Genomic DNA, 11,549 nt, shown 5'->3' on the forward strand with positions numbered 1-11,549 from the left:
GATAGCTCTTACCGCTTGAGCCAAACCTCGCACTGAGACGATTTTCGACAGGAGCCTCCATGAGTATCGGCCTGATCGCCTTGCTGGACGATATCGCGAGCCTCGCCAAGGTCGCTGCGGCGTCCCTCGACGATGTGACCGCCCAGGCCGCCAAGGCCGGTGCCAAGGCGGCCGGCGTGGTGATCGACGATGCCGCCGTGACGCCACGCTATGTGACCGGCTTTTCCGCTTCTCGCGAGTTGCCGATCGTCGGCAAGATCGCCTGGGGCTCGCTCAAGAACAAGCTCATCTATCTGCTGCCGGCGGCACTGCTCCTCAGCCTGTTCGCGCCCTGGGCGATCACGCCGCTGCTCATGATCGGCGGCGCCTATCTCTGCTACGAGGGCTCGGAGAAGGTGTTCGAGGCGCTGTTTCCGCATGGCGCCCACGAGCACGAACGGGCGGTCGGCGCAGCGACCCAGACGGCACAGAACGTCGAGGACGAGAAGGTGAGCGGCGCGATCAAGACCGACTTCATTCTCTCGGCCGAGATCATGGCCATTACCTTGGCCAGCGTGCCGGCCGTATCCACCTGGATGCAGGCCGCCGTGCTGGCCGTCGTCGGCATCGGCATCACCGCTCTGGTCTATGGCGGCGTCGCTCTGATCGTGAAGGCGGACGATGCCGGGGTCGCGCTCGCCCGCAGCGACAGGCCGATGTCGAGCCTGCTGCGGCGCCGGAGCACGAGTGCTCCGCTGCATACGGATCGTCTCCTGGCTCCCGTGACCAGAGTGTTCGGGCGCGGATTGGTGAAGGGCATGCCGGTTCTGCTCAAGCTCCTCGCCATCGTGGGCACGGCCGCGATGATCTGGGTCGGCGGCGGCATCATCATCCACGGACTCGAAGGCTACGGCTTCGCCGATCTCGGCCACGTCATCCACGATGCCGCCGCAGCGGCGGGTCACGCGGTCCCGAGCCTCGGCGGGGTTGTCGAATGGCTGGTCTCGGCCGCCGCCGCCGGCCTCTTCGGGCTCCTTCTCGGTGCCCTCCTGATCCCCCTCATCCACTTCGTCGCAGTGCCGCTCGTGAAGGCCTTGCGACGGGGGAAACGCGAGGCGGAGAAGCATACGGTATAACCACTAGCGCATCGTGCGGAAAAGTGGATCCGGTTTTCCGCACTCAACGATGCGCCATTTAAGGGATTGAGCATCGGAATGGATCCCAAAAGTGCAAGTCCACTTTTGGGTCCGATGCTCTAGCACTCTTCCATTCCCCGGCTGTTCGTACCATATTCGTTCTATGGCCAAATCACCCAAGAAGCCCAAGCTTTCCACCGGGAAGGCGTCCAAACCTGATCTGAAGCCCCTGGCCCCTCATCTGGCAGAACTTCTCAACCCGGCGGTGAACCGGGAACGGGAGGCGGCCGAGGGTTTTGCCGAGCGGGCGCAGGAAACCTTCATCCATGGCGACATCACCGATGTCGACCCGGCGCTCGCCAAGAAGCTTGGCCTGAAAGGTCCCGACGATGGGCCGGACGTGGCCGACGAGCTGGGCGACATGTCCCCCGGCTCCGGCGTCTCGGCCACGGTCGATGCGCTCACCAAGCTTCTGACCGAGGGCGATCCGCGCTTCAAGAACGGCGTGCTCTGGGTGCCGCACCGCCCGTCCCGCCCCGAGAAGTCGGAAGGCGGCATTCCGTTCAAGATCAAGTCCGAGTTCACGCCCTCGGGCGATCAGCCCACCGCGATCCGCGAGCTGGTGGACGGGGTGCGCCGTAGCGAGCGCGATCAGGTGCTGCTCGGCGTCACCGGATCGGGCAAGACCTTCACCATGGCCAAGGTGATCGAGGAGACGCAGCGCCCTGCCCTCATCCTCGCACCGAACAAGACGCTGGCCGCGCAGCTCTACGGCGAGTTCAAGTCGTTCTTTCCGGACAATGCGGTCGAGTATTTCGTCTCGTACTACGACTACTACCAGCCCGAGGCCTATGTGCCGCGCTCGGACACCTTCATCGAGAAGGAAAGCTCCATCAACGAGCAGATCGACCGCATGCGCCACTCGGCGACGCGTGCGCTGCTCGAGCGCGACGACGTGATCATCGTCGCCTCGGTGTCGTGCATCTACGGTATCGGCTCGGTCGAGACCTATACGGCCATGACCTTCTCCGTGAAGGTGGGCGAGCGCATCGAGCAGCGCCAGCTCATCGCGGATCTCGTGGCCCTGCAGTACAAGCGCATCCAGAGCGATTTCGCCCGCGGCACCTTTCGCGTGCGCGGCGATGTGATCGAACTGTTTCCGGCCCACTTGGAGGATCGTGCCTGGCGCATCGGCATCTTCGGCGACGAGATTGAGAGCATTGTCGAGTTCGATCCGCTCACCGGCAAGAAGACCAACGATCTGCAATTCGTGAAGGTCTATGCGAACTCGCACTACGTGACGCCGCGCCCGACCCTGCAGCAGGCCGTGAAGGGCATTCAGGACGAGCTGCAGCACCGCCTGCAGGAACTTGCCCGCATGGGCCGTCTGCTCGAAGCGCAGCGGCTCGAGCAGCGCACGCAGTTCGACCTAGAGATGATCGAAGCGACCGGCGTGTGCAACGGCATCGAGAACTATTCGCGCTATCTCACCGGCCGCAAGCCCGGCGAACCGCCGCCGACCCTGTTCGAATACCTGCCCGACAACGCGCTCGTCTTCACCGACGAGAGCCACGTGACCGTGCCGCAGATCGGCGGCATGTATCGCGGCGACTTCCGCCGCAAGGCGACGCTCGCCGAATACGGCTTCCGACTGCCCTCCTGCCTCGACAATCGCCCGCTGCGTTTCGAGGAATGGGACGCCATGCGTCCGCTATCGATCCACGTGTCGGCGACACCGCAGAAATGGGAGATGGAGCAGACCGGCGGCGTGTTCGTGGAACAGGTCATCCGTCCGACAGGTCTCGTCGATCCCATCGTGGAGATCCGTCCCGCACGGTCACAGGTGGACGATCTCGTGCACGAGGTGAAGGAGCTTGCTGCGAACGGCTACCGCACGCTCGTGACCACGCTCACCAAGCGCATGGCGGAAGACCTGACCGAGTACATGCACGAGAACGGCATCCGCGTGCGCTACATGCACTCGGACATCGACACGCTGGAGCGCATCGAGATCATCCGCGACCTGCGTCTCGGCGCCTTCGACGTGCTCATCGGCATCAACCTGCTGCGCGAGGGTCTCGACATTCCCGAATGCGCGCTCGTCGCCATTCTCGATGCGGACAAGGAAGGCTTTCTGCGATCCGAGACCTCGCTGGTTCAGACCATCGGCCGCGCGGCGCGTAACGTGGAAGGCAAGGCGATCCTCTACGCCGATAAGATCACCGGCTCGATGGAACGCGCCATCGCGGAGACCAACCGCCGCCGCGAGAAGCAGCTTGCCTACAACGCCGAGCACGGCATCACGCCGCAATCGGTGAAGAAGAACATCGCCGACATTCTGGAAAGCGTCTACGAGCGCGATCACGTATCGGTCGACACGGGCCTCGCCGACAGGACGGTCGGCCACAACCTCAAGGCCGTCATCGCCGATATGGAAAAGCGCATGCGCGAAGCCGCCGCGAACCTCGAATTCGAGGAGGCTGCGCGCTTGCGCGACGAGCTCAAGCGCCTGCAGGCCACCGAGCTTGCGATCAGCGACGACCCGATGGCGCGGCAAGCCGATGTGGAACGCGACGCCGGGCGCTATGGCGGCTCGCGCAAATACGGACGCAACGCCAACCTGCCCCCGAAGGGCCTGCCGCCTTCAGGCGACGGCGCAAGCGAAGGCGATGAGGATTCCGCGTCTTACGGCCCGACGGGCAAGGGCCGCTCGGACGAGGGCACGCGCATCCGCAAGCCCGGCCTCGACGAGATGGGTCCCGGCACGGACCGCGAGGTCCCGCTGAACTACCGCGAACGCCCGGCCGCACGCTCGACGCAAGGATTCGCCGGGCAGAAGCCAAAGTACAGGGGCCGCAAGGGGCGATAAGCCACTCTCGGCTCCATTGTTGAACAGATGACATGTCCGGCCGCGTGCTGGGCATTTTGTTTGGGCGCCATCTCGGACGGAGCATGAGCGGAAGTCGGGGATCGTGTGCAAGATCTGGCGCTCGAGCCTAGCCACTGTCATTCCGGGGCGAGCGTCAGCGAGAGCCCGGAATCCATATCCGCTGACATTGCGGAAAAGAGGCTTAACGCTACTCACCCTTTCTTGAGACGTCGTGTTTATGGATTCCGGGCTCCGCTGCGCGGCCCCGGAATGACAGTATTTTACTCGTCTCAATGGATCCCCTTCCCTCGCTTCGCTCGCCGGGGATGACACGTGTTCCCGCCCTTACCGCCAGTTCACCGCGAACGCCTCGATCGGATGCGTGAAACCCTTCACGTTTCGGCTCCCGAGATCCACGAAGGAGAAGCGGGGAGCGACGAGACTGGTGACGATCTCCGACACCACGATGGTGTCGGGCTCGGCGCTCTGGCACAGGCGGGCTGCCATCTGCACGGTTGCACCGAACAGGTCGTTGTGGTCGGCCACCGGTTCGCCGGCATCGAGGCCGATGCGCACGCGCAGCTTTTCGCGGCTTGCAAGATTGAAGGCCTCGAAGGCCCGCTGGATCGCGCGGGCGGCATCGACGGCGTCGGTGACATCGTCGAAGGAGGCCATGATGCCGTCGCCGGTATGCTTGACCTCGCGCCCGTCCTTGTCGTGCAGGGCGCGGCGGACCATGGCATCGTGCGCGCGCACCATCTCGACGGCGCGCACATCGCCGAGGCGCTCGGTCATGGCGGTGGAATCGACGATATCGGTGAACATGATGGTGCGCAGGGCCGGATCGATCGCTCCTCTGGCGGCCGCCCCTGTCGGAGCGGGATCGGAGATGCGGCCGAGAAAGGCTTCGACGGCGGAGAGATCGACCTCGATCACGTCGCGGGCAACCTCCCCATGGGCTTCGTCATGGACCCGCATGGCGGTCTCGATATCGGGCGCATCGATGAGGCAGAACGCGGTGCCGCGGGTGTCGTCGAACCAGTAGGTCAGGAACCGCACCCCGTAACCCTCCTGCACCTCCAGGTCCTTGCGGTGGGCCTCGGCGATATCGGCAGCAGTCAGGCCTTTCAGGTCATGCCGGTCCAGGAAGATAGGCATCGTGGCTCTCCCAGCCCCCGTGAGCAATTTACATGGTTTCGCTTGAAGCAGCGATGTCTCTTGCGCGTAGCAAGTGCCGGACCGCACACCGGGATAGCCGACGCTTTTATTCAACCAATCGGTTGACTATCCAACCCGACGCGTCTATATTCAACCACATGGTTGAATTACAAACATCCCGGCTCGACACCGTCTTTCACGCCCTCGGCGATTCCACCCGGCGGCGGATGCTCCGCGACCTTGCGGAGGGTGAGCGCACGGTGAGCCAGCTGGCTGAACCCTTCGCGATCTCGCTCGCGGCCGCCTCGAAGCACATCAAGGTGCTGGAACATGCGGGCCTCCTCCGGCGCGACATCCGCGGCCGCACCCATGTCTGCCGCCTCGACCCTGGACCGTTGGCTACCGCCCACCAGTGGCTCGGCATCTACGAACGCTTCTGGACCGAGCGTCTGGACGTGCTGGAACGGCTCCTCCGCGAGGAGGACGCCAAAAAGTCCCCGCCCAAGAAGTCCCCACCCACTAAAGGAGACGACGAATGACAGACCTCGCGACCCGGAATGCCTATGGCGTGCTGACCGATCCTGCCACGCTGACGATCCAGCGCCTTCTGCCCGGCCCCATCGAGCGCATCTGGGCCTATCTGACGGACAGTGACCTGCGCCGCCAGTGGCTCGCGGCGGGCGAGATGGAGATGAAGCTTGGAGCACCGGTCGAATTCGTCTGGCGCAACGACGAGCTTACAAACCCGCCCGGACAGCGCCCGCCCGGCTTCGGCGAGGAGCATAAAATGGAGTCCCGGATCACCGAGCTCGATCCGCCCCACAAGCTCGCCATCACCTGGGGCTCGACCGGTGGCGTCTCCTTCGAGCTGGAACGGAAGGGCTCCGAAGTGCTGCTCACCCTCATCCACCGCCGTGTGCCCGACCGCTCGACCCTGCTCAATGTCAGCGCCGGCTGGCACGCCCACCTCGACATCCTGGCCGCCCGCGTGGCCGGCGAGGAGCCGGAGCCGTTCTGGGATAGCTGGGGTCGGTTGAAGAGCGAGTACGATCAGCGGATTCCGAGCTGACGGTTTTTACGAAAAGGCTCTACCCGGTTCGGCCGGGTAGGGCTTCGACTGACATCGGATACTCACGTGCATGTGGTGTGCACCCCATCGTGTCGCCTCATGAAGGGCATGTTGGATTTTGCGCGTTTGAAGCTCGGTCAGGCCGCCGATGCGCGATAACCACTCGGACTGTGATGGCGTTCACAGACGCAAGGCGAGCGATGCCGCACCGTACGCCCAGGATTAATCCACAGGCGAAGGCGCGCGATGCCGAACCCTACACTTATGGTCGACCTGCAGCATTGGCTTGCCGACCCAGTCGCCGATGCGTTCCCATTCGAGGCGGTCATTGCCGAATTCCGCCGGGTCGGCAAACACTTCGTCGCCGGCGAGTTACTCACAGCCCTTGCCAAGATACGTGCGGCACTGCCTGAGGGCGCAGACGCGCTGCGCCGCTTCCTGGACACCGCGCTCGACAAGTACGACGGGCGCTTCGACAACCCAAGCTATTTGGCGGTTCACGACCTGCCGCTGCCGACTGTGACGGAGCGGGACTCGCTCGAGTTCGATGCCTCCCATGCCGAGTGGCAGCGTGACCGGCTCATTATGCTGCTGGTCGCCGACCTACTGCGCTTCGAGATCGCGGCCCACGACGGAGCGACCGAGTTGCTTCCGCTCCTGCGCCCAGAGAGACGGATCACAATGAAGCGCTGCATTCTGGGCCTGCGAGCTTTGCGCACGGCGATGATGCGCCTGGGCATCGATGCCGCCAGCGAGGCCGATGATCCAATCGAGACAGCACGCGCACTGTGCGCCCGTGTCGAGGCCGAGCAGACTGCGGAGGAGCGCCGCATGCTCGCCGTGACGCTTCTGACTGTCTACACGATGCACGACGAGAACCTGTTCGTTCGCGTGCTTCAGTGCTACGAGACGACTTTCTCGCTCATCGCCGTCCAGCTGCGTGCGGCGATCGTGAGAGTCAAGGCAGGCGATGCTGGCGGCACAATGAGCGCGGTGCGCGCGGCCGAGCGGGCGATGCGGGAGGCCTCGCCGCTGTTCTCTCTCGTGGCAACGATGCAGCCGGAGGCATTCATGACCTTCCGCGAGTACACCGATGGCGCGAGCGCGATCCAGTCACGCAGCTACAAGACCCTTGAGAGTCTGTGCCGGCGGCCCGATCCGGAGCGTTTGGCCGGGCCAGGCTATGACGCCGTGCCCGAGGTGCGCGAGCGTGTGCTCGCTGGCGCGCCGACACTGGAGGAGGCGATCGCTGATGCGTCCCTGTCCTCCGACAAACTCACCGATCTTCTCGAGGCGATGAGCGCGTTCGAAGCCGCAATCATGGAGTGGCGCAAGACGCACCATAATCTTGCGATGCGCATGCTTGGTATGCGGCGTGGTACGGGCTACACGGCCGGCGTGCCATACTTGACGCAAGGTATGAAGATCCCACTGTTCTCGGCCCCTTCAGAGCAGGAGACTGCATCGGGGGCGCATGATCAGCGGCTCGTCCATCAAGACTCAAAGTAACAAGTTCCCTGGCCTTTAGGGATGCCTGCTTTGACCATGTTAGAAGCCCTCAGGCTGACGTCACTTTGTGCCGGAGTATCGCGCGGTCTAGGTCAGGCCGACATAGAGGAAGCGCTTCGACTTCACCATTCCCACAGAGTGTCCTCCGCGAAATTCGTGGCGCCCGCCCGCAATCAGGCGCATGATCGACAGCGCCATGCCGCATGCCTGGAAAAAACGCGAGGAGCTCGCCAAGGCGGATATCGACATCGCCGAGGGCGAGAGGCGCGTGGGCGAGCAGGTTGCCCTGATCGAGCGCCTGGCCAACCATGGGCACGACGTCACGGAGGCCATGAAACTGCTTCAGAACTACGAACGGACCCTGGAGGAGTTTCACAGACACCGGCAGATCATCCTGACCGAGATCGCCCGCCAGGAAGGGCCGGAGCCGCAAGACCCGCTGGCTTCATAAAGGGTTCCGGACATGACACGGGCGATTATTTCGCGCGCAGGGCTTCACTGATCACGCTTGGGGACAGTTCGAGGATCCTCCGGATAGACCGGCTGCTCAAGCAGCTTGCGGGATTCATCCAGCACGCGCTCGGTCTCCTCGATCCGCCGCCGGGTCAGCTTGAGCGCCAGCTGCGTCGAGCGGTGGCGAACATGCGTCCTATGTCGGTCCGACTCCAACTTGCTCATGGGCCGCAGCTTAGGCCAGCCCGCCCGGATGGGCATTCAGATAGGTTACAGCCCTCGGGCTCCTTTCTCCGGGCCTGCTTGCTCCTCGTTGATCAGCCCATCGATGAGGCGAACTCATACCCGGTATGCTGAGAGTCTGCGGCGCGGTCGGGCGTCGAGTTTCATGTCGGCATTCATGGTTCTGGACATCGTGGTCGTGGCGGCGCTCGCCTCGCCGCTGGGAGGCTGATTGCCTCCGGCGCCAGCTGATGACGCTGCTTATGTCGCTCGCGCTTGGCTTCGCCAGCGAGGTGCTGCTCGCCACCATCAGCTTCGAGATGGTGGCGAAGGCTCTCGGGCTGAGCTCGCCGGCCTTGACGATCATCGGCCTCGTCAAGACCGGGAAACACAGCTTCAGCCGCGCTTGACGTAGCCCGTCGTGACCTCGTCCTTATGAGCCGCGAAGGCTGCCAGGACTTCAGTCTTCTCCTGCTTCGGGACCTTGAAGAAATCCAGGGTCCGTCCGAGCTCCGCGGCCACCGCATCGAATTCCGCAGGCGAGATCCGCAGGTCCCGGTGCGCCTCCTCCAGGCCAAGCGGCGTCGCACCGGGCTTGGTGGCTGTGAACTCGAAGGGTCCACCGGACACCTGGCAGACCCACAGGGTCCGCATGAATTTGAGGCCGGGCAGCCTTTCCAGGTTCTTGGTGTGCCATTCCCGCAGCCGCGGGTTCTTGGACTTCTGGCCGACGACGGGGTTCTTCACGAGGGCGTCGCTGAAGTGATCCACCACCGCGGCAATGGCGAAGACGCCGCCCAGCCGCTCGTACAGACTTTTCTCAGGCTTCTTCTCGGGCTCGGTTTGACTGGCTTGGGCGTAAGCGTTGTCCGCCCCTGTCAACGCCACGGGTGCGGCGGTCACCGCGATCCCCAAGATTGCGCTTCGTCTTGTTAGGTGTGTCGAAAAAAGCTGTTTCATGTGCCGGCTCCTCGGTCATGGGAACCTCTGACCTGCTGACAGTAGCTGGGACGCCTGAGGCGGCATCCTTATTCCGGCCTGTCGTGACTTTTTCTGATGCTGTCCGGCACACTAGCCCTGGTTCAACAACTCCCCTATCCGCAACGGTTTCTGAAACCAAAAAGGGCGGCCCAAGGCCGCCCTCGCTGTCTCACGCTGTTGGAGCGTTAGAGCCGCCCCATCAGCAGCAGGATGATGAGGATGAGCAGGATCACGCCGAGAAGGCCGCTCGGGCCGTAGCCCCAGCCGCGGCTATAGGGCCAGGCCGGCACGGCGCCGATGAGCAGCAGGATGATGAGAATGAGCAGGATGGTGCTGAGTGCCATGGAAATACTCCCTCCACATTTGCCGCCGCGGGGCGGCGTTCGTCTAGAGCATCGGACCCAAAAGTGGGTTCCACTTTTGGGGTTAATCCGATGCTCAATCTAAATCGGCACATCGTTTAAGTGCGGAAAACCGGATCCACTTTTCCGCACGATGTGCCAGGAAAACTTGGCCGTAAGGGAAAAAGTTCCCGGCTCTTTTGCCTGTGGATGAGTGACGAAGGGGTAGGTCCGGGGGCGGAACGATCACCTTGGCTTGACGTTACCTCCTCGGCGATTGGGTGCCGCCATCAGTGCGACCCCCTGCGGGAGGTCGCTCCCTTCGATGGACCAGGACACCCCAATGCAGAAAAAGATTCCGAACCTTATGCCCCACGACGATCCAGAACCCGTTCCCGGCCTCCACAAATCCTCGTCCCCTGTCCTGAGTCGCTCGGTCCAGGCCCAGATCGGCCAGCGGCTGCGCCAGTTCTACGACGCGCTGGCGCTGGGCGAGCAGCCGGTGCCGGACCGCTTCATCGAGATCATCAATCGACTCGACGGCGTGAAGGGAGAAAAGCAGCAATCATGAGTATCGATACCGACTTGCGCGACTCCATGCTCAAGGCGACGCCGAACCTGCGCGCCTTCGCCATTTCGCTCACGAACAACGTGGACCGCGCCGACGACCTCGTGCAGGAGACGCTGATGCGGGCGATCGCCAATATCGACCGCTTCCAGCCCGGCACGAACATGCAGGCCTGGCTCTTCACCATCCTGCGCAACCTGTTCCATTCCGAATACCGCAAGCGCCGCCGCGAGGTGGAGGATGCGGACGGCAAATACGCGGCCGCCCTCTCGGTGCAGCCGGACCAGATGCCCCATCTCGATTTCGAGGATCTGCAGCGCGCGCTCGCCCTCCTGCCCCACGACCAGCGCGAGGCGCTATTGCTGGTGGGCGCCTCGGGCTTCTCCTACGAGCAGGCGGCGGAGATCTGCGGCTGCGCGGTCGGCACCATCAAGAGCCGCGTCAACCGCGCCCGCAACCGGCTGGCCGAGCTGATGCACTTCACCGACATGGAAGAGGATCTCGGCCCGGACCGCGTCACCCTCTCGGTGATGCACGCGGTCGCCTGACGGCCAGCTGCCGTCTCAATCTTAGAAAAACAATCGGCGCGTCCAGATCAGGTGCGCCGATCGTCTTAGCGGCGCCGGAACTGCTGGTTGCCGCGCTGCGGCGGACGCGGACCGGAAGAGGCACCCGAATCCTTGTGACGGAAGATCAGCCGGCCCTTCTCCAGATCATAGGGCGACATCTCGACGGTCACGCGGTCGCCGGCGAGCGTCTTGATGCGGTTCTTCTTCATCTTGCCGGCCGTGTAAGCGATGACCTCGTGGCCGTTGTCGAGCTGCACGCGGTAGCGCGCGTCCGGCAGAATTTCGGTCACAAGTCCTTCAAAGGTGATCAGTTCTTCCTTTGCCATGCAAAGCCTTCCTCATAACAAAAAAGCCGCCCCTGAACCGGAACGGCTATATGCAAGAGGACGTGCGAGCACGTCCTCCGGCATCAAACCTTACGCGTTCTGCAGGTTCACTGCAGACTGGCGGCCGGTGCGCTGGTCGGTCTGAAGCTCGTAAGAGATCTTCTGGCCTTCGCGCAAGCCGCGCATGCCGGCGCGCTCGAGAGCGGTCGCATGAACGAACACATCCTTGCCGCCGTTGTCGGGCTGGATGAAACCATAACCCTTGGTTTCATTGTACCACTTCACGGTTCCCTGTTCCATGGGAAATCCTTTTCACTGTCGATTGCACGTGGATGAGGGCCCAAGGGCCAGCCACCCGTTAGTCGATAG

Annotated in this window: 15 protein-coding genes; 9 read left to right on the forward strand and 6 right to left on the reverse strand. The window is 63.4% G+C overall.

Annotated features, from left to right (window positions below; genetic code table 11):
- The first annotated feature begins 59 nt into the window (after window positions 1-59).
- Window positions 60-1,115, forward strand: coding sequence for a DUF808 domain-containing protein (locus tag ACS5Q1_RS08040; RefSeq protein ID WP_473097665.1), 1,056 nt, complete (start codon window positions 60-62; stop codon window positions 1,113-1,115).
- Between the two features lie 163 nt (window positions 1,116-1,278).
- Entirely contained in the window at window positions 1,279-3,984 is a 2,706-nt protein-coding gene (gene uvrB / locus ACS5Q1_RS08045; protein ID WP_473097666.1) for an excinuclease ABC subunit UvrB, read from the forward strand.
- A gap of 345 nt (window positions 3,985-4,329) precedes the next feature.
- Here the strand turns inward: uvrB and ACS5Q1_RS08050 are convergent, their stop codons facing one another.
- Window positions 4,330-5,142: a nickel-binding protein gene (locus ACS5Q1_RS08050; protein ID WP_473097667.1), complete on the reverse strand. Its 813-nt coding sequence runs from the start codon at window positions 5,140-5,142 to the stop codon at window positions 4,330-4,332.
- 158 nt (window positions 5,143-5,300) lie between these two features.
- Here ACS5Q1_RS08050 and ACS5Q1_RS08055 point away from each other — a divergent pair, with 158 nt between their 5' ends.
- The 4 genes from ACS5Q1_RS08055 to ACS5Q1_RS08070 all read left to right on the forward strand — a co-directional run bounded on the left by ACS5Q1_RS08055 (window position 5,301) and on the right by ACS5Q1_RS08070 (window position 8,171).
- Window positions 5,301-5,681 (forward strand): ArsR/SmtB family transcription factor, encoded by a 381-nt coding sequence (locus ACS5Q1_RS08055; protein ID WP_473097668.1) that lies wholly within the window; start codon window positions 5,301-5,303, stop codon window positions 5,679-5,681.
- A complete protein-coding gene (locus ACS5Q1_RS08060; RefSeq protein WP_473097669.1) occupies window positions 5,678-6,211 on the forward strand; it encodes an SRPBCC family protein in 534 nt (177 codons plus the stop codon). Before ACS5Q1_RS08055 ends, ACS5Q1_RS08060 begins: the two co-directional genes overlap by 4 nt.
- Before the next feature lie 246 nt (window positions 6,212-6,457).
- On the forward strand, window positions 6,458-7,720 hold the full coding sequence (locus tag ACS5Q1_RS08065) for a tryptophan 2,3-dioxygenase family protein (RefSeq protein WP_473097670.1): 1,263 nt from the start codon (window positions 6,458-6,460) through the stop codon (window positions 7,718-7,720).
- A gap of 181 nt (window positions 7,721-7,901) precedes the next feature.
- Complete coding sequence (locus ACS5Q1_RS08070; RefSeq protein WP_473097671.1) at window positions 7,902-8,171, forward strand: hypothetical protein; 270 nt, start codon at window positions 7,902-7,904, stop codon at window positions 8,169-8,171.
- Window positions 8,172-8,215: 44 nt separating this feature from the next.
- Here the strand turns inward: ACS5Q1_RS08070 and ACS5Q1_RS08075 are convergent, their stop codons facing one another.
- Window positions 8,216-8,398: a hypothetical protein gene (locus tag ACS5Q1_RS08075; RefSeq protein ID WP_473097672.1), complete on the reverse strand. Its 183-nt coding sequence runs from the start codon at window positions 8,396-8,398 to the stop codon at window positions 8,216-8,218.
- A gap of 248 nt (window positions 8,399-8,646) precedes the next feature.
- On the opposite strand from ACS5Q1_RS08075, the gene ACS5Q1_RS08080 reads away from it, so the two are divergent.
- A complete protein-coding gene (locus ACS5Q1_RS08080) occupies window positions 8,647-8,805 on the forward strand; it encodes a hypothetical protein (RefSeq protein ID WP_473097673.1) in 159 nt (52 codons plus the stop codon).
- Here ACS5Q1_RS08080 and ACS5Q1_RS08085 read toward each other — a convergent pair.
- Window positions 8,792-9,355 carry a group I truncated hemoglobin gene (locus ACS5Q1_RS08085; RefSeq protein WP_473097674.1) on the reverse strand — a complete coding sequence of 188 codons (564 nt, stop codon included), beginning with the start codon at window positions 9,353-9,355 and terminating at the stop codon, window positions 8,792-8,794. The two genes, ACS5Q1_RS08080 and ACS5Q1_RS08085, sit on opposite strands and share 14 nt — an antisense overlap.
- A 206-nt stretch (window positions 9,356-9,561) precedes the next feature.
- On the reverse strand, window positions 9,562-9,720 hold the full coding sequence (locus ACS5Q1_RS08090; protein ID WP_203442936.1) for a DUF3309 family protein: 159 nt from the start codon (window positions 9,718-9,720) through the stop codon (window positions 9,562-9,564).
- Window positions 9,721-10,060: 340 nt separating this feature from the next.
- Here ACS5Q1_RS08090 and ACS5Q1_RS08095 point away from each other — a divergent pair, with 340 nt between their 5' ends.
- Window positions 10,061-10,288: a NepR family anti-sigma factor gene (locus ACS5Q1_RS08095; protein ID WP_473097675.1), complete on the forward strand. Its 228-nt coding sequence runs from the start codon at window positions 10,061-10,063 to the stop codon at window positions 10,286-10,288.
- On the forward strand, window positions 10,285-10,833 hold the full coding sequence (locus ACS5Q1_RS08100; protein ID WP_203442935.1) for a sigma-70 family RNA polymerase sigma factor: 549 nt from the start codon (window positions 10,285-10,287) through the stop codon (window positions 10,831-10,833). The genes ACS5Q1_RS08095 and ACS5Q1_RS08100 overlap by 4 nt, the downstream gene beginning before the upstream one ends.
- A 65-nt stretch (window positions 10,834-10,898) precedes the next feature.
- Here ACS5Q1_RS08100 and infA read toward each other — a convergent pair whose 3' ends face one another.
- Together infA and ACS5Q1_RS08110 are read right to left on the reverse strand one after the other, a co-directional pair.
- Window positions 10,899-11,180: a translation initiation factor IF-1 gene (infA, locus tag ACS5Q1_RS08105; protein WP_009494617.1), complete on the reverse strand. Its 282-nt coding sequence runs from the start codon at window positions 11,178-11,180 to the stop codon at window positions 10,899-10,901.
- 90 nt (window positions 11,181-11,270) lie between these two features.
- Complete coding sequence (locus ACS5Q1_RS08110; protein WP_009494616.1) at window positions 11,271-11,480, reverse strand: cold-shock protein; 210 nt, start codon at window positions 11,478-11,480, stop codon at window positions 11,271-11,273.
- Window positions 11,481-11,549: the final 69 nt, after the last annotated feature.

The sequence above is a fragment of the Microvirga sp. GN3 genome, assembly GCF_055792825.1.

Coding starts and splice junctions, on each gene's coding strand:
- ACS5Q1_RS08085 (WP_473097674.1), bottom strand. CDS start 9,355: ATGAAACAGCTTTTTTCGACACACCTAACAAGACGAAGCGCAATCTTG.
- uvrB (WP_473097666.1), top strand. CDS start 1,279: ATGGCCAAATCACCCAAGAAGCCCAAGCTTTCCACCGGGAAGGCGTCC.
- infA (WP_009494617.1), bottom strand. CDS start 11,180: ATGGCAAAGGAAGAACTGATCACCTTTGAAGGACTTGTGACCGAAATT.
- ACS5Q1_RS08055 (WP_473097668.1), top strand. CDS start 5,301: ATGGTTGAATTACAAACATCCCGGCTCGACACCGTCTTTCACGCCCTC.
- ACS5Q1_RS08080 (WP_473097673.1), top strand. CDS start 8,647: ATGACGCTGCTTATGTCGCTCGCGCTTGGCTTCGCCAGCGAGGTGCTG.
- ACS5Q1_RS08095 (WP_473097675.1), top strand. CDS start 10,061: ATGCAGAAAAAGATTCCGAACCTTATGCCCCACGACGATCCAGAACCC.
- ACS5Q1_RS08040 (WP_473097665.1), top strand. CDS start 60: ATGAGTATCGGCCTGATCGCCTTGCTGGACGATATCGCGAGCCTCGCC.
- ACS5Q1_RS08050 (WP_473097667.1), bottom strand. CDS start 5,142: ATGCCTATCTTCCTGGACCGGCATGACCTGAAAGGCCTGACTGCTGCC.
- ACS5Q1_RS08065 (WP_473097670.1), top strand. CDS start 6,458: ATGCCGAACCCTACACTTATGGTCGACCTGCAGCATTGGCTTGCCGAC.
- ACS5Q1_RS08070 (WP_473097671.1), top strand. CDS start 7,902: ATGATCGACAGCGCCATGCCGCATGCCTGGAAAAAACGCGAGGAGCTC.
- ACS5Q1_RS08110 (WP_009494616.1), bottom strand. CDS start 11,480: ATGGAACAGGGAACCGTGAAGTGGTACAATGAAACCAAGGGTTATGGT.
- ACS5Q1_RS08075 (WP_473097672.1), bottom strand. CDS start 8,398: ATGAGCAAGTTGGAGTCGGACCGACATAGGACGCATGTTCGCCACCGC.
- ACS5Q1_RS08060 (WP_473097669.1), top strand. CDS start 5,678: ATGACAGACCTCGCGACCCGGAATGCCTATGGCGTGCTGACCGATCCT.
- ACS5Q1_RS08090 (WP_203442936.1), bottom strand. CDS start 9,720: ATGGCACTCAGCACCATCCTGCTCATTCTCATCATCCTGCTGCTCATC.
- ACS5Q1_RS08100 (WP_203442935.1), top strand. CDS start 10,285: ATGAGTATCGATACCGACTTGCGCGACTCCATGCTCAAGGCGACGCCG.